General features: G+C 70.7%; 21 protein-coding genes and 3 pseudogenes. 5 read left to right on the top strand and 19 right to left on the bottom strand.

What is annotated here, in order from left to right; all coding sequences use genetic code 11:
- Positions 1-320 precede the first annotated feature (320 nt).
- The 8 genes from ME121_RS15135 to ME121_RS15100 all read right to left on the bottom strand — a co-directional run bounded on the left by ME121_RS15135 (position 321) and on the right by ME121_RS15100 (position 8,576).
- Entirely contained in the window at positions 321-620 is a 300-nt protein-coding gene (locus tag ME121_RS15135) for a hypothetical protein (RefSeq protein ID WP_127992114.1), read from the bottom strand.
- Positions 621-765: 145 nt separating this feature from the next.
- A complete protein-coding gene (locus ME121_RS15130) occupies positions 766-1,056 on the bottom strand; it encodes a hypothetical protein (protein WP_024828429.1) in 291 nt (96 codons plus the stop codon).
- A 100-nt stretch (positions 1,057-1,156) separates the two neighbouring features.
- Positions 1,157-1,327: a hypothetical protein gene (locus tag ME121_RS33660; protein WP_159392781.1), complete on the bottom strand. Its 171-nt coding sequence runs from the start codon at positions 1,325-1,327 to the stop codon at positions 1,157-1,159.
- A 15-nt stretch (positions 1,328-1,342) separates the two neighbouring features.
- On the bottom strand, positions 1,343-2,284 hold the full coding sequence (locus ME121_RS15125; RefSeq protein WP_043075180.1) for a cation diffusion facilitator family transporter: 942 nt from the start codon (positions 2,282-2,284) through the stop codon (positions 1,343-1,345).
- A gap of 40 nt (positions 2,285-2,324) precedes the next feature.
- Positions 2,325-2,885: a threonyl-trna synthetase gene (locus ME121_RS15120; protein WP_089231486.1), complete on the bottom strand. Its 561-nt coding sequence runs from the start codon at positions 2,883-2,885 to the stop codon at positions 2,325-2,327.
- 5 nt (positions 2,886-2,890) lie between these two features.
- A complete protein-coding gene (locus ME121_RS15115) occupies positions 2,891-6,139 on the bottom strand; it encodes an efflux RND transporter permease subunit (protein WP_059409110.1) in 3,249 nt (1,082 codons plus the stop codon).
- Between the two features lie 11 nt (positions 6,140-6,150).
- Positions 6,151-7,518 (bottom strand): efflux RND transporter periplasmic adaptor subunit, encoded by a 1,368-nt coding sequence (locus ME121_RS15110; RefSeq protein ID WP_059409109.1) that lies wholly within the window; start codon positions 7,516-7,518, stop codon positions 6,151-6,153.
- A gap of 794 nt (positions 7,519-8,312) precedes the next feature.
- Complete coding sequence (locus ME121_RS15100; RefSeq protein ID WP_024828435.1) at positions 8,313-8,576, bottom strand: hypothetical protein; 264 nt, start codon at positions 8,574-8,576, stop codon at positions 8,313-8,315.
- A 266-nt stretch (positions 8,577-8,842) separates the two neighbouring features.
- Here ME121_RS15100 and ME121_RS15095 point away from each other — a divergent pair.
- Positions 8,843-9,575 (top strand): annotated as a pseudogene (locus tag ME121_RS15095) (YoaK family protein).
- Here ME121_RS15095 and ME121_RS15090 read toward each other — a convergent pair.
- Both ME121_RS15090 and ME121_RS15085 read right to left on the bottom strand, forming a co-directional pair.
- Complete coding sequence (locus tag ME121_RS15090; protein WP_083374422.1) at positions 9,509-10,930, bottom strand: ATP-binding protein; 1,422 nt, start codon at positions 10,928-10,930, stop codon at positions 9,509-9,511. The pseudogene ME121_RS15095 and the gene ME121_RS15090 sit on opposite strands and share 67 nt — an antisense overlap.
- Positions 10,927-11,673, bottom strand: a complete 747-nt coding sequence (locus ME121_RS15085; protein WP_024828438.1) for a response regulator transcription factor — start codon at positions 11,671-11,673, stop codon at positions 10,927-10,929. Before ME121_RS15085 ends, ME121_RS15090 begins: the two co-directional genes overlap by 4 nt.
- Before the next feature lie 549 nt (positions 11,674-12,222).
- Between ME121_RS15085 and ME121_RS15080 the strand changes: the two are divergent.
- Positions 12,223-12,537: pseudogene (locus ME121_RS15080) on the top strand (MgtC/SapB family protein); the annotation flags it as partial.
- Positions 12,538-12,600: 63 nt separating this feature from the next.
- Here ME121_RS15080 and ME121_RS15075 read toward each other — a convergent pair.
- A pseudogene (locus tag ME121_RS15075) lies at positions 12,601-12,915 on the bottom strand (IS256 family transposase); the annotation flags it as partial.
- A 337-nt stretch (positions 12,916-13,252) separates the two neighbouring features.
- Between ME121_RS15075 and ME121_RS15070 the strand changes: the two are divergent.
- Positions 13,253-15,448, top strand: coding sequence for a heavy metal translocating P-type ATPase (locus ME121_RS15070; protein WP_059409106.1), 2,196 nt, complete (start codon positions 13,253-13,255; stop codon positions 15,446-15,448).
- A 126-nt stretch (positions 15,449-15,574) separates the two neighbouring features.
- Here the strand turns inward: ME121_RS15070 and ME121_RS15065 are convergent, their stop codons facing one another.
- The gene (locus ME121_RS15065; RefSeq protein WP_059409105.1) at positions 15,575-16,186 is read right to left on the bottom strand and encodes an SCO family protein; all 612 of its coding nucleotides are present in this window, start codon (positions 16,184-16,186) and stop codon (positions 15,575-15,577) included.
- Positions 16,187-16,745: 559 nt separating this feature from the next.
- On the opposite strand from ME121_RS15065, the gene ME121_RS15060 reads away from it, so the two are divergent.
- Complete coding sequence (locus tag ME121_RS15060) at positions 16,746-17,684, top strand: NAD(P)/FAD-dependent oxidoreductase (RefSeq protein ID WP_059409104.1); 939 nt, start codon at positions 16,746-16,748, stop codon at positions 17,682-17,684.
- A gap of 986 nt (positions 17,685-18,670) precedes the next feature.
- Here the strand turns inward: ME121_RS15060 and ME121_RS15055 are convergent.
- The 5 genes from ME121_RS15055 to ME121_RS15040 are packed head-to-tail and all read right to left on the bottom strand — an operon-like array spanning position 18,671 to position 21,071.
- On the bottom strand, positions 18,671-19,096 hold the full coding sequence (locus tag ME121_RS15055; protein ID WP_043075188.1) for an MgtC/SapB family protein: 426 nt from the start codon (positions 19,094-19,096) through the stop codon (positions 18,671-18,673).
- A gap of 30 nt (positions 19,097-19,126) precedes the next feature.
- Positions 19,127-19,282, bottom strand: a complete 156-nt coding sequence (locus tag ME121_RS33655) for a hypothetical protein (RefSeq protein WP_179240009.1) — start codon at positions 19,280-19,282, stop codon at positions 19,127-19,129.
- A 48-nt stretch (positions 19,283-19,330) separates the two neighbouring features.
- Positions 19,331-19,714, bottom strand: a complete 384-nt coding sequence (locus ME121_RS15050) for a DF family (seleno)protein (RefSeq protein WP_024828456.1) — start codon at positions 19,712-19,714, stop codon at positions 19,331-19,333.
- The gene (locus ME121_RS15045) at positions 19,711-20,706 is read right to left on the bottom strand and encodes a thioredoxin family protein (RefSeq protein WP_059409103.1); all 996 of its coding nucleotides are present in this window, start codon (positions 20,704-20,706) and stop codon (positions 19,711-19,713) included. Before ME121_RS15045 ends, ME121_RS15050 begins: the two co-directional genes overlap by 4 nt.
- Positions 20,694-21,071, bottom strand: a complete 378-nt coding sequence (locus ME121_RS15040; protein WP_124262951.1) for a hypothetical protein — start codon at positions 21,069-21,071, stop codon at positions 20,694-20,696. The genes ME121_RS15045 and ME121_RS15040 overlap by 13 nt, the downstream gene beginning before the upstream one ends.
- 220 nt (positions 21,072-21,291) lie before the next feature.
- Between ME121_RS15040 and ME121_RS15035 the strand changes: the two genes are divergently transcribed.
- Positions 21,292-22,167 carry a LysR substrate-binding domain-containing protein gene (locus ME121_RS15035; protein ID WP_059409102.1) on the top strand — a complete coding sequence of 292 codons (876 nt, stop codon included), beginning with the start codon at positions 21,292-21,294 and terminating at the stop codon, positions 22,165-22,167.
- Positions 22,168-23,123: 956 nt separating this feature from the next.
- Here ME121_RS15035 and ME121_RS15030 read toward each other — a convergent pair.
- The gene (locus tag ME121_RS15030; RefSeq protein WP_059409101.1) at positions 23,124-23,810 is read right to left on the bottom strand and encodes a ZIP family metal transporter; all 687 of its coding nucleotides are present in this window, start codon (positions 23,808-23,810) and stop codon (positions 23,124-23,126) included.
- A gap of 7 nt (positions 23,811-23,817) precedes the next feature.
- Positions 23,818-24,111, bottom strand: a complete 294-nt coding sequence (locus ME121_RS15025) for a hypothetical protein (RefSeq protein WP_059409100.1) — start codon at positions 24,109-24,111, stop codon at positions 23,818-23,820.
- Positions 24,112-24,211: the final 100 nt, after the last annotated feature.

Genomic DNA, 24,211 nt, shown 5'->3' with positions numbered 1-24,211 from the left:
CGTCAGGAGATCCGCTCACACATCGCGGGCAAGATCGTCGAGCGCCGCGTCGACCCTGGGGCCGTGGTTGGGCGGGACAACCTGGAGATCGAACGTCTACTCGGTCGTCGACCTATCGAAGGTCCGTGTCGGCCCCGCGGTGCGCGCAGGCGGCATGCCCCTGGTCGGCGAGGGTCCGGCGGTCACGGTCCGCGGCGAGCGGGCGCAACGTCTTCAACGTCGCCGCTCGGTTCTGGGATGTCGTTCCGAAGCCGGCCGGCCGGGGCTGGTGCGAGCTGTCGCCCGCGATGCCGGTCCGCCGCGGCCCTGAACAGGATTCGTCATTGGCCCGGCCCGCCAGGGGGCGCCAACGCCAGGGCGCGCGCGAGGGCCAGGACCTCCTGGCGGTCCGCCCGGTGGCGCAGGCCCTGCCACGCCTGCAACATCGCGGCCGTCTCGGCGTGCTCTGCCAGCGCCGCCGAGCCATCGCGGAAGGCCGCCTCGGGGACGCCGAGCGCTGCGGCCACGCCCGCCAGGAGCACGGCCGTGGCGGGCCGGGCCGGCCGCGCGGGCTCCCCGGGCCCACCATCGACGCGGCTGCCGGAACGGCGCCGCCGAGAACGTCGGTCCCTCGAACCCATCGATATCCTCATGGCACTTCCGAGGGCCGTCCCCCCGAGACATCCCCCGATCGGACCGAGGTCCGCCCGGCGGGGCGGGAAGGCGGTCGCGCGGCGATCTTCGCCGTTCCGGGAGCCGCGGGCCGGCCGCACCGGGCCCCCGGCGTCAGGGATCCTTTCGGTCGAAGGTCCGGCGCAGGTCCCGCGCGAACGCCTTCGCGAGCTCCGGCGCCTCGGCCACCACCTCCTCGTAGAACCTCGTCCCGACCGGGCTCTCCTGGGTGTAGTCGGGGGGCAGGTCGCCGATCGTGCTGGCGATCTCGCGGAAGACCACTTCCCGCTCGTGAGGCGGCAATTTTTGCATGACGAGATGCATCATCGCTATCGTGGATGTCCGCAATACCGCGATCATCGCCGTGGTGGTCACCGCGAAGTGATGCGTCTGCTCGCTGTTCATGATCTATCGCCTCGCATCGCCCCCGAAACCTCCCGTGCGCCCGCGCGCGATTGACAAAGGCCGGCCTCGCCGGAGCACATCCCGATCCACGACGGGCACCTCAATGAAACCTGCCCTTCATGGCCATGATCAGAAGCAGCGCGACAGCGATCCCCATCGAGTAGACCACCATCGCCCGGTTGGCGGCCTTGCGGACGTAGGGCCTGACGCGTCGCCTGCCGCGTGGCCTCGACGTCCAGTCGGGTTGGAGCCGCTCCGATTTCTTGCTCATGTCCGACGCCCCCGGTCACACCGGCAGGTGCGCGCCCTCGGCCGCGAGCGCCTCGTCCTCGACCTGGACCGTGACGTGCTCGATGCCGTGCCGCTCCTTCATCAGCCCGCGGACGGCCCGGATGACGGCGGGACCGCCGGCGGGGTCGTCGACCACCACGTGGCCGCTCATCGCGTCGAACCCGGAGGTGAGCGTCCACGCGTGCAGGTCGTAGGCGCGCCGGACGCCCGGCATCGCCTCGATCTCGGCCTTCAGCGCCGCGAGGTCGACGCCCGGGGGCGTCCCCTCCAGCAGGATGTGCAGGGCCTCGCTCAGCAGGCGCCACGTCCGCGGGACGATGAACAGCCCGATGCCGGCCCCGACCAGCGGGTCCACCCAGCGAACGCCGGTCCACATCACCACGAGCGCCGCGACGATGACGCCGAGCGAGCCCAGCATGTCGGAGAAGACCTCGAAGTAGGCACCCTTGACGTTGAGGCTCTCGGACGACCCGCCCGACAGAAGCCGCATGCTGGCGAGGTTGACGCCGAGGCCGACGAGCGCCACCAGCATCATCGGCCAGCCGAGGATCTCGGTCGGCTCGACGAAGCGGCGGTAGGCCTCGAAGAGGATGTAGACGGTCACCCCGAGCAGCACGACGGCGTTCGCGAGCGCCGCCAGGATCTCGAAGCGCATGTAGCCGAAGCTCTTGCCCGGCGTCGGGGCCTTGCCCGCGTAGTGGATGGCGAGCAGCGACAGGGCGAGACCGCCCGCGTCGGTGACCATGTGCGCGGCGTCCGCGAGCAACGCCAGGCTGCCGGTGAGCAGGCCGCCCACCACCTCGGCGAACATGTACGTGAGGGTCAGCGCCAATGCCCAGGCGAGGCGCCCCTTGTTCCGGGCGGCCGCCGAGCCGGAGGGGATGCCACCGCCGTGCGAGTGCCCATGGCCGCCGCCGTGCGCGTGTCCGTGTCCCATGCCTACCTTCCGGATGTGCTGCGTTGCGAGGGGGGCGGCCTCACGGACCGTCCGTCCCGATGAGGTCGGCGACGTGCGCGCCGGCCGGATGCCCGGTCGCGGCGCGATGGGCCTGCGAGCAGGCCGCGTAGCCCGGGCCGAAGGCGGCCATCACGAGCTGGCGCCGCCCGTCGGCGGTCCCGCGGCTGGCAAGGAGCGCACGGCCGCCGGGCCAGACCTCGGAACCTGCCGACGGGCCGGGCCCGGGCTCGCCGTAGCGGCGCACGCCCTCGTCGTGGATGGTCCTGCGCGAACGCTCCAGCGCCTCCCCGGACAGGGGCACGCCGACCCAGACCATCTCCTGGAGTCCCTCGTCCCGGCAGACCACCAGGACCACCTCCGCGGTCTCCGATCCGGTGGCCGGCCCCCACCCGCTGGGATAGTAAAGGCCGGTCAGGTTCGCCTCGCGGTCGACCTTGAGCGGCCGCGGCACGGTGGCGACCGGGCCCCAGGCGAGACCGAACGGGGCCTCGCGGCCGGGGGCCTCCTCCGCCCGCGCCGCGTGCGACAGGTTCAGGACGCACAGCGCGGTGGCCGTCGCGAGTCCGGCGATTTCCCGCATCGCGCCTACTCCGCCGCCTTGAGGTGCCGGGGGGCCGCCTCGCCCGGCCGCTGGGCCGCCTTCGCGGGCTCGACCTTGCCGAAGCGCGCATAGAGGGCCGGCAGCACCACCAGGGTCAGTAGGGTGGCGCTGATCAGGCCGCCGATGACCACGGTGGCGAGCGGCCGCTGGATCTCGGCGCCGGTCTCGGTGGCGATGGCCATGGGCACGAAGCCGAGCGACGCGACGAGGGCGGTCATCGCCACCGGCCGCAGCCGGGTCATGGCGCCCTCCAGGATCGCCTCCCGCTTCGGCCGGCCCTCGGCTACGAGCTGCTTGATGAAGGTCAGCATCACGAGGCCGTTCAGCACCGCCACGCCCGAGAGGGCGATGAACCCGACCGCCGCCGGCACCGAGACGGGCATCCCGCGCAGCCACAGGGCCACGATGCCACCGGTCAGCGCCAGCGGCACGGCGCTGAACACGAGGAGCGCGTCGCGCGGGCTGCCCAGCGCCGAGTAGAGCAGCAGGAAGATCAGGAAGAAGCACACCGGCACCACGACGGCGAGCCGCTTCTTGGCCGAGGCGAGGTTCTCGAACTGCCCGCCCCAGGTCACGTAGTAGCCGGGCGGCAGCTGCACCTGGCTCCCGACCTTCGCCTGGGCCTCCGCCACGAGCGAGCCGATGTCGCGCCCGCGGACGTTGGCGGTGACGACGACCCGGCGCTTGCCGTTCTCGCGCGAGATCTGGTTCGGCCCCTCCGCGACGGAGAAGCTGGCGACCTGCTTGAGCAGGACCGATGTCGCCCGGCCGTTTAGGCCGGGCGGCAGCGGCACCGGGATGTTCTCCAGGGCTTCCCGGTCCTCGCGCACCGTGTCGGTGAGGCGCACCACGATCGGGAATCGCCGGTCGCCCTCGAACACGACCCCGGCGTCCCGGCCGCCGATCGCCGCGCCGATGACGTCCTGGATCGCCCCGGTACTGAGGCCGTAGCGGGCCGCCTCGGCCTTGTTGATCTTGATCTCCAGGAACGGCAGGCCCGCCGTCTGCTCGACCTTAACGTCCTCGGCGCCCTCGATGCCCCTGAGGATGGCCGCGACCTGGTTGGCGACCTTGAGCATCGGCTCGAACTCCTCGCCGAACACCTTCACGGCGAGGTCGCCGCGGCTGCCGGCGAGCAGCTCGTTGAAGCGCAGCTGGATCGGCTGGGAGAACTCGTAGACGTTGCCGGCGAGTTGCCCGACCGCCTTCTCGATCTGCTCCTGCAGCTCCGCCTTCGGCAGCTCCGGATCCGGCCACTCCTCCTGCGGCTTGAGGATCACGAAGGTGTCGGACGAGTTCGGCGGCATCGGGTCCGAGGCGACCTCGGCGGTGCCGGTCTTCGAGAAGACGTAGGCGACCTGCGGGAACTTCGAGACCACCTGCTCGACCTTGAGCTGCATAGCCTGCGACTGGCTCAGCGAGGTCGAGGGGATGCGTGTCGCGTTGAGCGCGATGCTCTTCTCGTCCAGCGTCGGGATGAACTCGGTGCCGAGCCGGGTGAACAAGGCTCCCGCGACGACGAGCAACAGCAGGGCCCCGCCGACGAACGCGAAGGGCGCCCTGACCGCGGCGCCGAGCACAGGCCGGTAGGCTCCCTTGAGCGCCCGGATGATCAGGTTGTCCTTCTCGGTGACCTTGCCCGTGATGACGATGGCGATCAGCGCCGGCACGAAGGTCAGCGAGAGCACAAAGGCGGCGACCAGCGCGATGATCACGGTCAGCGCCATCGGCTGGAACATCTTCCCCTCGACGCCGGTGAAGGTCAGCAGGGGCACGTAGACCAGGATGATGATCGCCTGCCCGTAGAGGGACGGCTTGATCATCTCCTCGGCCGAGGCCCGCACCGTCTGCAACCGTTCCTCGGTGTCGAGGGTCCGGCCCAGCGCATGCTGTTTCTCGGCGAGGTGGCGCAGGGCGTTCTCGGTGATGATCACCGCCCCGTCGACGATCAGCCCGAAGTCGAGGGCGCCGAGGCTCATTAGGTTGGCCGAGATCTTCGCCTCGACCATGCCGGTCATGGTCATCAGCATGGCGACCGGGATCACCAGCGCCGTGATGATCGCCGCCCGGATGTTGCCGAGCAGCAGGAACAGGATGACGATGACGAGGGTCGCGCCCTCGGACAGGTTCTTGGCCACCGTCTTCACGGTCGCCTCCACCAGGCGGGTCCGGTCGAGGACGGTCTGGACCTCGACGCCGGGCGGCAGGCTCTTGCGGATCTGGTCCATCTTGGCGTCGACGGCGGCCGCGACCGTGCGGCTGTTCTCGCCGATCAGCATCAGCGCGGTGCCGACCACGACCTCCCGCCCGTCCTCGCTGCCCGAGCCGGTGCGCAGGTCGCGGCCGATGCGGACCTCGGCGATGTCCTTGATCCGCACCGGGATGCCGCCGCGGGTCGCGACCACGACGTTGCCGATGTCGTCCATGTTCTCCAGGCGGCCGGCGGCGCGGACGACGTAGCCCTCGCCGTTGTCCTCCAGGTAGCGGGCGCCCTGGTTGGCGTTGTTGGTGTCGAGGGCGCGCCCGACGTCCGCGAAGGACAGGTCCAGGGACGCGAGCTTCGTGGGATTGGGCTGGACGTGGTACTGCTTCTCGAAGCCGCCGATCCCGTCGACCCCGGCCACGCCGGGCACGGTCTTGATCAGCGGCCGGATGATCCAGTCCTGGACCGTGCGCAGGAAGGCGGTCTGCTCCAGCGGGGTCCTGAGGCGCTGGCCCTCGGGGGTCAGGTAGCTGCCGTCCGGCTGCCAGCCGGGCTTCCCGCCCTGCGAGACCTTGCGGTCGCCCGGTTTCGCGTAGTGGATCGACCACATGTAGATCTCGCCGAGGCCCGTCGAGATCGGGCCCATCGCGGGCTCGGCGCCCGGCGGCAGGTCCTTCTTGACCTGGGCAAGGCGCTCGGCGACCTGCTGGCGGGCGAAGTAGATGTCGAGGGTCTCGGCGAAGACCGCGGTGACCTGCGAGAAGCCGTTGCGCGAGAGCGAGCGGGTGTATTCGAGGCCCTTGATGCCGGCGAGCGCCGTCTCGACCGGGTAGGTGACCTGCTTCTCGATGTCGACCGGCGACAGCGACGGCGCCGTCGTGTTGATCTGCACCTGGTTGTTGGTGATGTCGGGCACCGCGTCGATCGGCAGCTTGGTCACCGCGTAGCCGCCGAAGCCGGCGGCGAGCAGGGACAGCAGGAGGATCAGCCAGCGCTGGTGGACGGAGAAGTCGAGGATGCGGGCGATCATGGTCCGTCCCCTCAATGGTCGTGGTCGGCTTCGGACTTGCCGAGCTCGGCTTTCAGCAGGAAGGTGTTGCCGACCGCGAGTTCGTCGCCGGCCTTCAGGCCCGAGGCGACCTCGACGGCGTCGTCGTCGGACCGGCCGAGTTCGACCTCGCGCTTCTCGAACCCCTCCGGCGTCCGCACGAAGACGACGCTCTTGCCCTCGACCGTCTGGACCGCCGCCTTGGGCACGCGGACGGCGACGTCGTCGCGCGAGACGTCCACCTCGGCGGTGACGTAGGTCCCCGGGCGCCAGGACATGTCCTTGTTCGGCAGGGCGACGACGACCCGCGCGGCGCGGGTGTCGGCGTTGAGCAGCGGGCTGACGAAGATGACCTTGCCCCGGGCCTTCCGCTCGCCGTCCCCCTGGTCCGGGGTGACCGTGACCTCCGCGCCCTCCTTCACCTTGGCGAGTTCCGAGGTCGGCACGGAGAGCTCGATCCAGACCGTCGAGAGGTCGGCGACGGTGTACACGTCGGCGGGGTCGCCCTCCTTGCCCACCGCGGTGCCGACGTCGACCTTGCGTTCGACGATCCGGCCCGCGAGCGGCGAACGCAGCTCGTACTGGCGCAGCGTCGAGGCGTTGGGCGTCGCCTCGTCGCGCTTCTGGGCGGCGGCGACCTCCGCGGCGTTCAGGCCGAGCGCAGAGAGCTTCTGCCGGGCGAGGTCGACGCGCAATTGGTTCTCCTGGAACACGGCCTTGGCGTTGTCGTACGCGGCCTGAGACGCCGCCGCGGACGCCAGCAGCTTCTGCTGGCGCTCGAAGTTGATCTTCTGCAGGTCCGACTGCACCATGGCGGTGAGGTACTCGCTCTTGGCGTCGGCGACCTCGCGGCTGTCTAGCACGGCGACGACGTCGCCCTTCCTCACGTCGTCACCCAGGCGTTTGCGCATCTCGGACACCGTGCCGACGACCCGGACCGGGACCCGGGCGATCCGGTCGGTGTCCGGCGTGATGGTGCCCGGCGCGAGGATGTGCCGGGAGATCGTCCCGCCCTCCGCCTTGGCGACCTTGATGTCCTGGTTCTCCACCTGCTCGGCGCTCATCTTGATGTGGCCTTCCTCGCCCTCCGACTCGGAGTGCTCGTGCTCGCCGCGCGCCTGGCCGTCGGCCTTCCCGGCCGAGGGCTTGCCGTGGTCGTGGCCGTCGTCCGCGGTCTCGGCGGGTCCCTTGGCTGGCTCCTTGGCGGGGGCACTTGTAGCCGGCCCTGCAGCGTACGTGACCATCGACGGCGGCACGCCGACCGCGGTCAGGAGGCCGCGGACGAAGCCGGAGACGGCGGGAAGGGCGGCGCCCGCAAGGACGCCGGCGGCCACGAGGACCGCGGTCAGAAAGATGCGCATGATGATTCGCTCGGCCGAGACCGTGCGCCGTCAGGGACGGCGCCGTCGTTGATGCTGGGTGACGTGCGGCGACGCCCCGGAAGCGATCAGCTCCGCGCGGACGCGCCCGAGGCAGCGTCGCCTCAGGCGCGCGGGGGCCTCGGCAGGCGGTCCGGGAAGACCGAGCGGACGGACGCGGCGAGCCGCGCGTAACTCAGGCGCGAGGCCATGACAGGCGTGGACGCAGTCGTGCCATGCGGACTGACGGCGAGGTGACAGCCGCAATGGAGATGGCTGTGCACACCCGGGTCGGCGGCCCTATCCGCAGCCGCCCCCTCGTCGGACGCTACGGCGAGTTCCGTGCGGCCGTGCCCGTGATGCCCCTGGTGGTACGCTAGGTCAGAGGCCATTCCGGCGCTCGGCGCCGCCATGGCGAGCGCCAGGACCAGGGCGAGCGCGCGCGCGGCGGTCGACCACCACCCCATGACCGCCCCGAAGGACCTATGGCTCCGCGCCGCTGGCATCACCGCCCTTATGACCGATTAGATGATTCGACCGCAAGCCGTCGCCATCCAGGCCGCCGGCCGGAGCGAAGGTTGTCCGGGCGCCCCCACGTACCCGCCCCGACTGGCGTCGGGGCGGGCGTTCCACGGCACGCTTGAGGGGCAGACGACGCACCGTGAACCCTTTGTCGCGCGGGCCGGCTCAAGCGAGCGCGTAGCCGATGCTCGCGGCGAGAACCGCGAAGACGACGAGGAGGGGCAGCAGTCGCATGACGGCATCTCCACCCTTCGCCTCCACCGCCCGCGCGGCTGTCACCTCTTGCCGCTGGCGTCCTGGCTGTGCCCGTGGGCGTGGCCGTCGTTGGCGCCGTGCGCCGGCGTGCCGTCGGACCGCCGCTCCTGCGACTCACGGACCCGCGGATCGTCGCGGTGGGCGGGTCCGCCGGAGACGCCGCCGGTGTTCGGGACCGCGCGCTCGGGGTTCGCCGCGTTTCCGTGCCCGTCGATCGCGAGCGCGGGCAGCGCGGCCGCGGCGAGCGTCGCGACGGCGAGGGCGGCGGTGAGCGTCCTCTTCATGGGTCCATCTCCTGTCCGGTCTGCGGTCGGGCCGACCGCTTCGAGACCCGAGATAGACGACCCGTATGTCTGCCGGTCGCCGCGTCGGTGACGAAGTGTGTCCGCTCCGCACACGGGCATCCGGGCCTGTCGCAGCCCGGACGATCGCGTCGACACACTTCGTCACCGTCCGGAAAAGCCGCGACCACGGGGCGGCCTTAACCCTGGCGGCGGCCCGGCGCGACCGAGCGAGGCCGGAACACCCACCCGAAGATCATAGGTGACGAATGGACAAATCCTTCCCGTCGAGCCCAGCGACGCGCGTGCCGCTCGCCATCGCGCTGGCCGCGCTGGCGGGCTCCGCGGACTCGATCGGATTCCTCGAACACTCGCAGCTGTTCATGTCGTTCATGAGCGGGAACACGACCCGCTTCGGGGTCGCGGCCAGCGGTTTCGACTGGCCGGGAGCCATGCGCTTCGGCAGCACCATCTCTCTGTTCTGCTTCGGCGCCTTCGTCGGGACGCTTCTGGCGGCTTGGGCCGGCCGGTGGCGCCTCTCGGTCCTGCTCGGCGTCCAGGCCGTGCTGCTGTCCATCGGCAACCTCCTGCCGGAGGGACCGGAGGCGTTCCCGCTTCACGCGTACCCGGTCGTGCTGGCGTTGGGGATCCTCAACGCGACGCTGCAGGACGAGGGCGGCCGAAGCCTTGCGCTGACCTACGTCACGGGAACGGTCGTGCGCTTCGGGACCGGGCTCGCGAACATGGTCCTGCACGAACCCGCGCCCTCCTTCTGGCTCCAGGCCCCGCTCTGGGGGGGCCTGACCGCGGGGGGCGGTCGCGGGCGGCTTCCTGCAGAGGCTGCTCGGGCCCGACGCCTTCCTCGTGCCCGCCGCGCTCTCAGCGGCGCTGGCGGCAGCCACGCTGCTCCTGACGCTGGCGCTGCCGGGCAGCGCCTACGTGTCCAACGCGCGGTCGGCGCAGCCGGACGCGCACCCCGACGCGCCGGCGACCGCGCGCTGAGGGCCGGCCGGGGGGACGCCGCCCTGACCGCGCCCGCCCGGCCGGGGCAGGCGGATCTCGGCCCGTAGGCCTCCCCCGGGCCGGTTCGCCAGGCGGAGGCTGCCACCCTCGGCCTCGACCGCCCGTCGCGCGATGGTCAGTCCCAGGCCGGTCCCGCCCGTGTTCCGGTTTCGCGACGCCTCCAAACGCACGAACGGCTCGAAGGCCCGGGCCACGTCCTCCGACGGGATACCGGGCCCGTCGTCGTCGACGTGCACCACGAGGTCACCGTCTTCGAAGCCCAGGGCGATGCGCACCCGGTCGCCGTAGCGGACGCCGTTGTCGACGAGGTTTTCCAGTGCCCGCCGAAGCGCGACCGGCCTCACTTCCGCCAGCGCCCGTCCGGGGCCGGCATACGCGACATCCCGGCCGGCGTCCGCCGAGGCGTCCGCCACCCCCATCAGGAGGCTCGCGACGTTGACGGCCTGCCGCGCTTCCGGGTCGTCGCCGCCGCGCACGTAAGCCAGGGTCGCCTCGACCATGGCCTGCATCTCGTCGAGGTCCGCCGCCATCGCGCGACGCTCGTCGGCGTCCTCGACCCGGTCGAGGCGCAGGCGGAGCCGGGCGATGGGCGTGCGCAGGTCGTGCGAGACCGCCGCCAGCGCCTGGGTCCGCTCGGCGACGAGACCGTGGATGCGGTCCTGCATGGCGTTCAGCGCGCGCCCGATCCCACGCGTCTCGTCCGGCCCCACCTCCGGCACCGGTACGACCGCCCCGCGGCCGATCCGCCCGGTGGCGCGGGTCAACTCGCGCAGGGGGCCGGCGATGCGGTGAACCACGACCACGGCGGCGACACCGACCAGGATGGCCATCGCCGTCGCCAGGTAGGCCCAGGCCCCCAGGCGGGCGAGGCCCGGCGCGTGTGCCGAGCGGAAGGTCAGGTAGCCGCCGTCAGGCAGCGGGAAGGCGCCGCGCAGGTCCCGCTGGCGCAGCGGCTCGTCCGGCGCGGCCAGGGTCAACGCAAGCTTCGGGCCGAGCACCGGCTCGACCTCCAGGACACGGTCTCGGAGGTCCAGCAGCGCCGGGTCGGTCCCGACGGCCCCGGCTGGCGGCCCACGTTCCCAGCCGATCTCGAAATGCGCCGAAGAGAGCGCCTGCGCCTCGGTCCCGCGATCCTCCGGAGGCCGGCGCAGCACCGCCTCGCGCGCCAGGACGAGTTGGTGGGCGATCTCGGTCGCGAACGCGTCATCGGCGGCGGCCGACGCCGACCGGCGGTAGAGCGCGAGCGCGCCGCCGTGCACGGCCAGGACCGCCAACAGCAGGACGGCGACCGTGCGCCCTTCCAGGCTGCGGGCGAGGCCTGCCAGCCCCCTCAAGTGCGCCCGACCTTCGCGGCCAGCATGTAGCCGGAGCCGCGCACCGTCTTGATCACCGGGGCCGCGCCCTCGGGCGGTTCGAGCTTGCGCCGGAGGCGGCTGACCAGGGTGTCGACGCTGCGGTCGGATGGCGCGGCGAGGCGCCCGCGGCCCATCTCAAGGATCTGCTCGCGGCCGAGCACCCGCCCGGGATGCTCCAGGAAGACCAGGAGCAGGTCGTGCTCCGCCCCCGACAGGTCCACGGCGGCTCCCTCGGGATCGGTCAGGGCCCGGCTGCGCAGGTCGAGGCGCCAGCCGGCGAAGGACAGCGTCTCCGGCCGCGCCGCGGCGTTGGGAGCCGGCGCGATGGTCGCGCGGCGCAGCACCGCGCGGATGCGGGCCAGCAGCTCCGGCCGTCCGAACGGCTTGGCGATGTAATCGTCGGCGCCGAGCTCCAAGCCAAGGACCCGGTCGGCCTCCTCGTTGCGGGCGCTCAGCATGATGACGGGTACGGTGCCCTTCACCCTGAGGGCCTTGAGCAGGTCGAATCCGGAGGCGCCCGGCAGCATGACGTCGAGCAGGACGAGGTCGACGGGCACCTCGGGCAGGAGCGTCCACATCTCGGCGCCGCTCCGGCAGCCCGTCACGCGGTAGCCGCTCTCCCGAAGGATGCGCGCGACGAGCACGCGCATGCCATCATCATCCTCGACGAGGAGGATGTGCTCCGTCGGGGAAGCCCCGCCCCGTTCACCGCCCTGCTCCATCAGGCGCCTGTCCCGCCGGCCGGCGAGGGACTGCCCGTCGGGGCCGCGGCAAGGAACCTCTTGGCCGCCGGCCACCAGGGGGCTGTCCGAAGGGGTGCGGCAGGGGAGCCGCAAGGTCGGCCGGCCTCGACGGCCCGAGCCTCGGCCTTGTCCGCGTGTGGCGCCCTCGTCATGAACCCTCCACCGTGTCGGCCGAGGACGGCCCATGCAAGGGCAGGCTTCCCGGCCCTCGACGGGATCGTCGCGCCCTGCCGCGGGGCGCGGTCGCCCCCCGAGCCGGCCGACCGAGACCTGTCCCGTTCGCGTCAAACCGTGTCAAGGCCGCCTGTCCGCACTGAAGGCCGTTATCATCGCGGTTCTAGTAGGTCCGGGGACGCTCCCGCCGGTCCCCCCGGGGCGGCCCATCTTGACCACGCCCCTTTCTCGTCGCGACGCCGCATGCCGGTCCTGGCCATGACGCCGTTCCAAACGAACGCGCGGTCGGTGGCCTCCCACCTCATCCGCCCTTCATTGGCGCCCGCGATCCCGATCGGATGAGACCGCGAGCGGAATGCGCGCTCCGCAGGGATCCGGACCTTCCCCCTTGGCTCCATCGCCGCCTGCGGCTTCGTGTGGGTCGCCATTCGGGCCGTCGGGATCGACCCCGGCAATCCCGCCAGCATCATCGAAGGCTTGGCCACCGGCGTAGGCTTCATCGGCGGCGGCGAGGTCCTCCAGCGCGCCCGGCGTACGTCGGGTACGGCCACGGCTGAGAGCTTGTGGGCGACGGGCGCGGTCGGCGCGGCGGCGGTCTCAGGCCTCCACGACGTCGCCCCCATCCTGATCATCGTGATGTTCCTCGCCTGCGCCGACTCGCGCCCCTGAATCGGCCATGGGCGTCGCATCTGCCTGGATCTCCCAATCCGCGGAAGCGATGCGCCGCGCCTATTTCGGCGGGAGCGTCGAAGTGAAGCGGCCCCGGTCCAGAAACCCGTTCCAGCCGTGTTTCTGGACGCGAACGCATGCTATCGGCTTCAGGCCGATGCCAGTCTGGAGAGCTCGCTCGGGACCGTGGCCGTACCGCACAAGCCGGACGCGCCCTTCCGGCAGCCGCAGATCCTGCATCGCGGTCGGGACGACGTCCGCTTCCATCTCGAAAGCTTGAGAGAGCGGGCGGCGGTCGCCGGTGCGCAGCACCTCTACCAGGCGATCGTCGACGTCCTCGGGCTGACGAAGCCGGACGACGTTGGGCGGTGTCTCCATGCCGGATCGCTCTCGCCGAGAGGTTCTGGCAGGCCAGGACACCCGCCCCGATACGCCGCCTTCAAATCACCGCCGTCGCTCGATCTCCGGCATTGCTCGATGGCGGAAGCCCCCGGCATTTACCTTGGTGGCAGCCCGACAGGCGGCCGAACGACACCTGGAGACTCACCCTTCGGCCGGACCAGGATCGGATGCGGGGTACCCCCGGCGGATCGTCGGCTTCTTGAGCCCGGCGCGACACTCAGGAGCGCGGTGGACCTCGCCCCGAACATGGGACTTGAACCTCTAGTCGGTAGAGGTCGTACACGCCCTGGCGAGGCGACAAGGACCACGTTCCATGAATCCCACACTGGCTACCTCCCGCTACCGCATCGCCGGCATGGACTGCGCCGCCTGTGCGGCCAAGATCACGAACGCCGTGCGCCGCGTGCCCGGCGTCTCCGACGTGTCGGTGTCGGTCACAGCCGGGACGATGACCGTCGAGCATGAGGATGACCCGCATCTCGGAGTCGCCGTGGTCCGCCAGGTCAACGGCCTCGGCGGTTACCGCGCCGCGCCCCTGTCCCAGGCGACCCAGGCCGACGTCGATGGCACCTGCACCCATAGCCATGGCCCCGACAATGCGAACGGGCCGGCCCAGAGCCACGACCATGGGACGCCAGCGGCGGAACCGTGGTGGCAGGGTGCCAAGATCCGCTTGGCAGCCGCGAGCGGCTGCGCCTTTGCACTGGCCTGGCTCGCCGCCAAGGTCGTCCCGGCCTACGAGCCCTGGTTTTACGGCGCCGCCGTCCTCGTCGGGCTCGTCCCCATCGCCCGGCGCGCCTTCGCCGCAGCTCGGTTCGGCACGCCCTTCACCATCGAAAGCCTCATGACGATTGCGGCCGCGGGCGCCCTCGTCATCGGGGCCGCCGAGGAGGCCGCCGCGGTGGTGTTCCTGTTCCTGATCGGCGAGCTGCTGGAGGGCGTGGCGGCCGGCCGGGCCAGGGCCTCGATCCAGGGCCTCGCGGCGCTGGTTCCCAAGACCGCCCTGGTCGAGCGCGACGGCACCACGACCGAGGTGCCCGCCGAGCAGCTGACCGTCGGTTCGGTCATCCTGGTGCGGCCCGGTGACCGCATCGCCGCCGACGGCGAGGTGGCCGAGGGGACCGGCGCCGTCGACGAGGCGCCGGTCACCGGCGAGAGCACGCCCAAGCGCAAGGGGGTGGGCGATGCCGTCTTCGCCGGCACCGTCAACGCGGATGGGGTGCTGCGCGTGCGCGTGACGGCGGCGGCGGCCGACAACACCATCGCGCGGATCGTGCAGCTGGTGGAGGAAGCGCAGGAGGCCAAGGCTCCGACCGAACGTTTCATCGACCGCTTCTCCACCTATTACACACCCGCCGTCGTCGCGGTCGCGGCGCTCGTCGCGGTCGTGCCGCCGCTGGTGTTCGGCGGGGCCTGGGGCGAATGGATCTACAAGGGCTTGGCGATCCTGCTGATCGGCTGCCCCTGCGCGCTGGTCATCTCGACGCCGGCGGCCATCGCCGCTGCCCTCTCGGCCGGCGCCCGGCGCGGCTTGCTGATGAAGGGCGGCACGGTGCTGGAGGGGCTCGGCGCCATCAAGGCCGTGGCCTTCGACAAGACGGGCACCCTGACCGAGGGCAGGCCCAAGGTGACGGACATCGTGGCGATCGGGCGGTCCGAGGACCAGGTGCTGTCCCTCGCCGCGGCGCTGGAGACCGGATCGAGCCACCCGCTGGCGCTCGCCATCCTGGGGCGGGCCAAGGCCGCGGGCGTGCCGGTGCCCCCCGTGAGCGACGCTTCGGCCCTTGGCGGCAAGGGCATCCTCGGCCGGGTCGGCGGCAAGGCGGTGTTCCTCGGCTCGCCGGCCGCGGCGGCGGAACGCGTCACCGTGCCCGAGGAGCACCGAACGCGCATCGCGGCGCTCAACGGCGAGGGAAAGACCGTGTCCGTGCTGCTCGACGGCGACGCGCTCGCCGGCTTCGTCGCGATGCGCGACGAGCCGCGCGCCGACGCACGGGCCGGCATCGAGGCGCTCAGGGCCTCGGGCGTGGAGCCGGTGATGCTGACCGGCGACAACCGGCTGACCGCCGAGGCGATCGGGCGGGATCTGGGCCTCGCGGTGCGGGCCGAGCTGTTGCCGCAGGACAAGCAACGCATCGTCCGCGAGTTGCAGGCGGGCGGCCGGAAGGTCGCCAAGGTCGGGGACGGCATCAACGACGCGCCGGCCCTCGCCGCGGCCGACATCGGCATCGCGATGGGGGGTGGCACCGACGTGGCGCTTGAGACCGCAGACGCGGCGGTGCTGCACGGTCGGGTCACGGATGTGGCCACCATGATCGCGTTGTCGAAGCGGACCATGGGCAACATCCGTCAGAACATCGCGGTCGCGCTGGGGTTGAAGGCGGTATTCCTGGTGACGACCGTGATCGGCGCGACGGGGCTGTGGCCGGCGATCCTGGCCGACACCGGCGCCACCGTGCTCGTGACCATGAACGCGCTTCGGCTCCTAGCACCCATCCGGAGCGCCTGAGACGTGGCGGACCGTCCGCGCCGCTGACTTCCGGCAGTCAGCGTCCGTTGACGGCCGCCCCGTGCGGGTAGCGCTCCGCCTTGGACGAAGGACGTGGCGTCTGAGGGCGCTGCATCGGCCTCGGCCTCAGCGAGCGATCAGCCGCCTCAGCTTCAGCAGGCGGGTTTCTCTCGGTTCATGGGGGTCGAGCGCGCTCGCCATCCCGCCCCCAGGGCGCATCAGGTAGGTCGTAGCCGTGTGGTCCACCGTGTAACCACCGCCCTCGATCGGGACCTTTCGGAAGTAGGCATGGTAGGATCTCGCGGCCGTCTCGACCTCCGCGATCGTCCCGGTGAGGCCGACGATGCGTGGGTCGAAGGCCTGGAGGTAGTCGGCGAGGATCTGCTTTGTGTCCCGCTCGGGATCGACCGTGACGAACAAGGCAGTGACCTTGTCCGCATCCGGGCCAAGCGCCGCCAAGAGCTCGGTCATCTCGAAGAGAGCGGTCGGGCACACCTCCGGGCAGTGGGTGAAGCCGAAGAAGACCGCGAGTGCCCTGCCTTCGAAGTCACCATCCGTCAGCACCTCGCCCTTGTGGCTTGTCAGACGGAAAGGGCCTCCGATTTGGGTTCGGTCCGGTGTCGACGCCATCCGCCGTGGCTTCGGCTCGAAGAGGCCGTTGCCGTAGAGGCCAAACGCGACCAGGGCCGCCAGGGAGAGCGTCCAAGGACCGGCCCGCACGATGCGAAGTCTCTTCATCGGAGTTTCCCATGATGCCCGCGCCCTTTTGACCGACCATGCTTCCCGGCGGCGCGATGGAGGATCGCGCCGGGGACGAGGCGACGAATGGGGCAGCGCGGGAAGTGATCGCCGCATCCCCAGGATCGAACAGAGTGGGAGCACGCGGCGATCCTGAAGCAGCATCGCACCGTGAGCGCGCCAGGGACGGGACATGGGACGCTGGAGTGATACTTGTCCTCGCGGGGAGCGGAACGGCAGCTGGCCTGCCTCGAACGATTTGTGTGAGGAGCTCTCGCATCGGAAGAGGCGATCGGCGTTTGCCGCAGAGATCGGCCGTAGCACCTGTCGGGCTATCCGATGCAGCCCGCTCCGGGCTGCTGGCCTCGATGGGTTCGGCAAACAGGGGCTCGATCTGCGCATTGGGCTATGTCCCGCCGAAGCTGAGACGCGCTACTTTGCTCCAGCCGAGGTGCGAGCCTCGGCCGCCCGACCCAAACCAAAACGTCTCCGGGAAACCTGGGCCGGTTCACGCAATCCGCGGGCGGCACTCGTCCGGAGCCATGAGGAGGCGATGGCAATGAGCGGCAGCGATGAGCGGCCGATAGACACGCTCGTGATCGGCGGTGGCCCTGCCGGGCTGACGGCAGCGATCTATCTCGCCCGCTACCACCGGACGGTTGCGGTCGTCGACGACGGCAACAGCCGGGCCAAATGGATCCCGCGCTCGCACAATCACGCCGGCTTTCCCGACGGCATCGGCGGGGAAGAACTCCTGGCGCGCATGTCGGCGCAGGCCGGACGCTACGGCTCTCGGTTCGTGAGGGGCCGCATCGACGTGATCGAGGGGCATCCCGGCCGCTTTCTCGCGCGGGGAGACGGCATCGCCCTGGTGGCACGCACCCTCATCCTCGCGACCGGAACCGTGAACCGGCGGCCAGACGTCGATCCGGACACGCACCGACGGGCCCTCGATCGCGGCCAGCTCCGGTACTGTCCGGTCTGCGACGGCTTCGAAGCAACGAGCCAGGCGATCGGCGTCATCGGCGCTGACGCGCGCGGCGTCGCGGAGGCCTTGTTCCTACGCACCTACTCCGCTGACGTCACGCTTCTCCCGACCGGCCCGATGGAGATCACGGCCGGCGACCGCTCGCTTCTCGAACGGGCCGGCGTCGCGATGGAGGCACGTCCGCTGGCGCGGCTTGTCTTCGACGACGACCGCGTCACCGCGCTTTTGGAAGGTGGCGGCGAGCGCCGCTTCGACACCGTCTACCCCGCGCTGGGATCGGACTCGAACGACGGCCTCGCGCACGCGCTCGGGCTGGAGATGGGAGACGGCTGCTGCATCGCGGTCGACCAGAAGCAGCGCACGAGCCGCGAGGGCATCTATGCCGCGGGCGACATCGTCTACGCTCTCGATCAGATCAGCGTCGCCATGGGCCACGCCGCGATTGCGGCGACGACCCTGCACAACGATCTGCGCGCACGGGAAGGGCGTAGTCAGCCGGGCCTGCCCTGACAATGCTCATCGCCAACCTCTTCTTGATGGCGGGTTGAAGCGTCGGGCGCGCAGGTGCAGTGCTTTGGGACGACCGACGCTCGGCAGATCGGCTGGACGGCGGTCATAGCGGTTGTGAGGGGCTGAGCTGGTTGCGCCGCTGGGGGGGACAGCGCCCCTGCACACGGCGCGCTCGGGCGACGACCTCGACACGACCGTCGCTCCGGATGAGGCCTTCGATGGTGGAGCATGGCAGGGATGGGGACAGGATCATCCCACCTCGTGAAGCAGCCCGTGCCCCCCTCGCAGCAACCTTGCCACCCGAGAGGCGAGTGAACCACCGAGCCGCTACTGCTGGCGGATTACCCCGCGCCGGCCGTTGGCTGGGGCATCCGGCAGATCGCGCTGGAGGAATTGGCGGTCGCGAACATGGTGTGCCCGGCCTCCGGCGCCATGCCTGAGCCAGGCACGCACATGGCGCAGAAGGAATGGATGAACCGGTCCATCCAGGACGCGGGCTGGGGGACGTTGACCGGGATGGTCCGCTACAAGGCCGCGAGAGCCGGTGCCGCGCTGATCCTGGTCGATGCGTAGAGCACGCCCGCCGAGTGCGGGTGGTGCGGCGCGGCTCCGCCGGCGCCGCTGCCCGTGCGGGGCGGACGAGCACCGTGACGTCAATGCGGCCAGGGTGATCCTCGGCCGTGGTCGCGCGGCGAAGGCCGCTGGCGAAGGGGTCACCCCTCGGGGGCGCCGACGCGGGCCGTCGGGCCGTGCGTCGCCCCGGGATGCACGGACCGGCGTGAACCGCGCCGGAGACCGGCGGGCGAGGTCATCGGCCTCAAATGACGACTGACCCGAAAAGACCCTCGTGCCCACCGAGATTCCGGAGCCGGCGGGCAGCGTCCGACTTCCGGATGGCGAGCTCCCCGATCCTGAGCACGCCGAGCCGGTCGGGCGCGTGGCGGGGCGGGCTGTGCGGGTCCGCCTCGCCGGCCCGCACCGGCGGCCTATCCCTTAAACGCTGTGTTGAGCTGTAGGGTCGCGAACGTCACGATCGATAGGATCGCGGCGATGTCGTAGAGCCCGTAGCCGACGGCTGCCCCGAGCGCACCCGTCGCCCACAGGCTCGCCGCAGTGGCGGTGCCGGAGGTTCCCCCGGCGCGCTTGAGGATCGCGCCGCCGCCGATGAAGCCGACGCCGGTGATGAGACCCTCGATGATCCGCGCCTGACCAGCCGAATCCTGGCCCAGCACTCGGATGGCGACGATCACGAAGCCGCAACTGGCGATCGCCACGAGCGGGAAGGTGCGCAGCCCTGCGCTCCGAGCCTCATGCTCGCGGTTCCAGCCGATAGGCAGGGCCAGGGCGTACGCGACCGCGAGGGCGATGAGGTGGGAGGCGACCTCCCAAAGGTCGAAGTTGCGTCCTGGCATTCGGTCCCCCTGCCCGACCGGGCGATCCGTCTACGACCTCAGGACGACGAGCGTCGCCTTCTCGATCCGCGCGAAGACGGCGATCACATACACGTACTTCGGGCAGGCCCCTACCGCGGAGCAAAGCCCCATGCGCTCGGCCATCGCGAACCCCGAGGCCCCCTTGCGGGCGGAGTGGGCAGTCACGTCACGGCACCGCCCGATCCCAATGGGGGCGGCCGAGCGACCGTCCCGTTATGTGGATGTTTCCGATGGCACTTCCGTATCGCCGGGCGCGGCATTCGGCTTCCCGGCCTCCCGCACGGACGACCGCAGCGCATCGCGAATGTCCTCGTCATCGGGGAGCGGATCGTAGCGACCGTTGCGGTGGCGGTAGAGGCGACAGGTCAAGGCGGCAGGCTCATCGCCGACCGGCGCGATGTCGCGGCCATCGACACGGATCGTGGGCGAGCCGACAAAGTTCTCGTCCCTCGCCTCCCGCAAGACCAAGATCTCGCGCAATTCGATGGCCTGTGGATCCAGGCCGAACTCCGGCAGGAGGCGGCGCAGCTGGGTCAAAGCCTCCGCGTGAGACGGGCAGTCCTCCCAGTAAAGCAGTGCGACATGCGGCGGGGTCATCGCTCGCTCCCGCCACGACCGGACCCGAGGGTCCACTTCACGGTGCAACCGACGGGTTTGGTCTCAGGGACTGCCACATCCCTTCCGGCGAGCACGGCGTCCAGGGCCGCGCGCAGCCATCCGGCGTCGCGGGATGGGTCGCGGTGGTCCTCATCCGGCGCACCGTGATAGGCGACCCGTCCGTCGGCATCGAGCACGAACGCCTCTGGGGTATGGCGTACGCCCCATGCCCGAGCAACTTCCTGGCCGGCGTCCATCAGGTAGGGACTGGCCATTTCCCCGGCCGTCACCCGATGTCTGCAGGCATCCAGCGTGTCATGGGGGGAAACGATCGGGTCGTTCGCGTTGATCTGCAGGACGCGGACCAACAGATCATAATCACGCGCCACGTTTTGTATGCGCTCATGCCAGGCAAGTGCCCAGGGGCAGTGGTTGCAGGTCCAGACGATCAGGGTGGCCGGGACCCGCCCTCCGTGCAACGACGTCGACCGGTCGCTCGTATCGCGCAGCACGAACGGCGGGGCACGATCCCCCACGCGGAGGGCAGGCTTGAGATCAGCAGGCTCCTTGTGGTGCGGCGAAGGCTCCAGATGTTGGATGCGCCCGTCGTCTCCGAGAGTGAAGGCGACATCGAGCGCCGAGAGGCCGTTGGGACCAGTGCGCCCATCCGCCCCGCCGGTGAACCTCGCGCGAAGGGCCAGCCTCGTGGCGGTTGCGGCGGGCAACAGGCGCCATTCCAGCGCCTGCATCGCAGGTCCGGCCGGCATCCGCGCTTGGTGAGCCAAGACCGCATCGATGCCGACGACCGTCTGGCCGGCAAAGGTCAGTCTCACGTCGTCGCTCAGCGCGGAACGGCGGGCGGCATCGGCCGAGGGCCCGGTCTGCCCGAGGGCGTTCATCCATGCGGCGACGGCAGTCGGGAGCTTGTCAGGCAACACCATGGTTCGAATCTCCTCGTGGGACACGTCGCTGGTCTGGGTCAGCCGCCCCATCGCTCGGAGCCGTCCCGGTCGTTGCGCCAAGGGGCGTCACGACCGACGCGACACAGGGTGATGGCGAACAGTTGGACCGACGATCCATCGAGCGAGTAGACGCTGTCCTTGCAGGCAAAGTCGGCGCTTCCGGTCTCGCGCTGCACCAAGACTTGCCCCGTGACGGGACTGGTCCAAGGCAGAAGGGGCTTGGCCGTCCAAGCGGCCGTGGCTCCGGGCGGGAGATCGGCGACTGCGCTGCTGATGGCGGCCATCTCTCCGGCGTGTATCAGGCGCTGCCAAAGTCGGCCCGCGGCACCGACGACGGGTAACGGCACCAGCAGCACCGCCGGGATCAAAAAACGGAAACGTCCTTGCGGCAACACGACCCTTAACCTAGCGAATGAACGTTGCCTCGATGCGACGCGGCCCCGGTACCGCCGATCCCGCGGTCCAACTCGCGCCGCACGAGTCGGCTGACCTCCGCGCGAGACGCTCCCTTGGCCCGGTGCGGGGAACGATCCGATGCCTGCGGCACACCCGACGGCATACCGGCGTCCCTGCGCGACCGCCAATCGTCATTGATGCAGGCTGTGATCAGGATCGATGATCAACCTTGAGCTTCGGCACCTACGATCGTTCGTCTGTCTCGCCGAGGAACTACACTTCGCGCGAGCCGCCGCACGCCTCAACATCGTGCAGCCGGCGCTCAGCGCGCAGATCCGCGGCATGGAGGGCATGCTCGGCGTTGAGTTGTTCGATAGAGGCCGACACAAGGTGGCGTTGACCGAACCAGGGCGCCTCTTGCTGGCCGAGGCCCGCGCAACCCTGGCGCAGGCCCAACACAGTATCGAGGTCGTTCAGCGCGCCGGGCGCGGGGAGGCCGGCCACCTACGGATCGGCTACACCGGCGCCGCTGCGTACTCGGGACTGATGTCGCGCCTGGTCCGCGATTTCCGCCGACGCGCGCCCGCCGTCACCTTCGGCTTCGAGGAGCTGTATCCGACGCTGCAACGCGATGCGCTCCTGGCAAGCCGCATCGACATGGGACTGATGGTGTTCCTGCCCTCGTTCCGCGACGAGCGGCTGGCCCATCGCGTGATCGAGCATTGGTCGCTGGTGGTTGCGCTGCCTGCCACCCATCCGCTCGTGTCCTGCGATCGGATCCGCCCCGATCAACTTCAAGGAGATGCGTTCGTCGTCTACGCGGCGCACGGCGGAGGACTCGGCGGGGAAGTTTTGGACCGGATCGGTGTGGTGCCGACCGCCGTCCATAGAGCCGCAACCGTGACCTCGCTCCTTGCCCTCGTTGCAGCCGGGCTTGGCCTTGCCGTCGTTCCCTCGGGTTTGGCAATCAGCACGACCGCCGACGTTGTTTTCCGATCCCTCGACTTATCGATTCCACCGCTGGAGGTTTCAGTCGTCTATGACGCGACGACCATGGTCCCGGCCCTGATGAATTTCATCAATGCATTCACATGACGGTCGCTGGCGAACGTTTCCGGCACAAAGACGCTCACTTCGCCATGTCAGCGAGATTCCTCGCAGGGATTGTATGTCGGAAGCGGGAAGATCGACTGGGTCGGTTGTCGTGATGAAAGCCGATCGCGGCCGCGATCGGCGACAGGTGGCATCAGCCCTCGACCTCGGCCATTAGCCCTTCAACCGATCCGGCGGCGCTCAGCCGCGGCATCGGGATGATCGTGGCGACTTTTCTCGGGTTCGGGGCGGTCGCTGCGAGACGGAACTCGTATCGCGGTCGGTTCGGTCCTCGCAACCGCAGGCAATCCAAGCTTCACGCAGCAAGCCCTGCCGGCCTCGTCGTGGGCGACATTCCGACGGACACGTCCGCGTCCCACAAGCCAAGCCGGCGCGTCGTCGGCATCGTTCTCGGCCCTGACCCCGGTGGACGTATCTTACGAGTACCGTCGCTCACGGTACAGGGTGCATCGTTTCGAGTCCTGTCTCAGTTTGAACCAGCCCGCGGGCCGGCGCTCCTGCGATTCCGTCCCACTTCCCGGACGCGCATGCGCGGCGGGGTCTGCGGCCCAGGCGACACCACGGACTGGTGGCCGGGGCCCGGCCGGGCGGATCCTCGCCCGCGAGCATGAGGCCGCGGGCGGGATCGGCGCCCCCTCGCAGTTCGGTTTCCCGGTCCCCGCTGGCCTTCCGCGACGATTTGCCGATGAGTTGGCGTCGGGGGAGCCCAACGCAGGAGGTGACCTGTCGCCGCTCGCGGAACCTTTGTCGTCCCCCCGGAACGGGTGGGCGTCGGCCCCGGGGCAGACATGGCTCGCCCTTCAGAGATCTGCTGGCGGATCCCGGTCGGCGTCAGGCGCCCCCCTGATCGCGGAGATCGGAACCCATGCGGCGCCCGGGAACGGGCCGCACGACGGGTGACGGGCGGCCGGCAGCGGGCGAGCCTCGCCCGCGGGGCCTCATCCCACCAGCTCGTCGAGAAGAAGCAGCAGCAGGAAGCCGACGAAGAACATGGCGGTCACCCAGGGACGGTCCTCGGACTCGTGCGCCTCGACCAGCAGTTCCTCGGTGACGAGGTAAAGCAGCGCGATCAAGCCGAAGGCCAGGAAGCCGCCTTGGACGGGGGCGGGCATGGAGCCCACGGGACCGCCGAGCAGGGCGCCGAGCGGCAGCAGCAGGACGAGACCCGCCGTCGCGCCGACCACCTTCCACTTCGATGCGCCGCCCTCGCCGAGCTCGCTGGCCACCGTGAGGCCCAGGAACAGCACCTCGACGGTGAGGGCCACGGTGAGCAGGAAGCCGGCCCTCGCGGCGGATGCGAAGGCGATGCCCAGCACGAGGCCGTCCACCAGGATGTCGATGCCGGTCACGGTCAGCAGCCCCACCGGCCCGGCCGCCCGCCGCTCCAGCATGCGGACCCCGAGCATCGCCGCCACGCCGACGGCGCCCCCGACCAGCGTGGCCCAAGGGGAGCCGACATGCTTCAGGTCTGGCAGGATCTCGCCGGCGGCAGCGGCGAACACCACCCCCGCCGCGAGATGCTGGATGGCGCTGACGAGGACGGCCCCCGGCCGCAGGTTGGCCGCGATCGCGGCCCCGAGGATGGCCGCCGCGGCCGGGATCAGCGTGTAGATCCAGGCTTGCATCGTGGCCTCACGCGGCGCCGTTCGGGCGGGCGGCGACGGGCCCGTCGTTGCACCCGAAGCGCTGCCCCTCGCCCCCGCGGAACTTCCGCCGGGCCTGCCGCGGGACCTGTGCGGACGTGGCCGGCGAGATGCCGGCCCTCGTCCTGGCGACCGCGAGGCCGGTCCACGCGCTCGACGGGTCGCGGAGGCCGTGCGCCGCGGCCGCGGCGTCCCCATCGTGCCGGAACGGCCCGGCAGCAGGCGCGCCCGTTGGCCCGCAGGCACGGCCGATCGGGTCCGCGTCGCGGCAGAGGCTGGCCATGTCACGCTCCCTTCCGAGGTCGAGCCGCGAGCCCTAGATCATCCAATGGCCGGTGGGGCAAGCCTCCCGGGCCGTGCGGGAAGCGAAATGAATCGAGCGA

The organism is Methylobacterium sp. ME121 (assembly GCF_000974725.1).
Lineage (GTDB): Bacteria > Pseudomonadota > Alphaproteobacteria > Rhizobiales > Beijerinckiaceae > Methylobacterium > Methylobacterium radiotolerans.
Note: the sequence above shows the minus strand (reverse complement) of the source record. Positions and strands in the feature narration are given on the sequence as shown.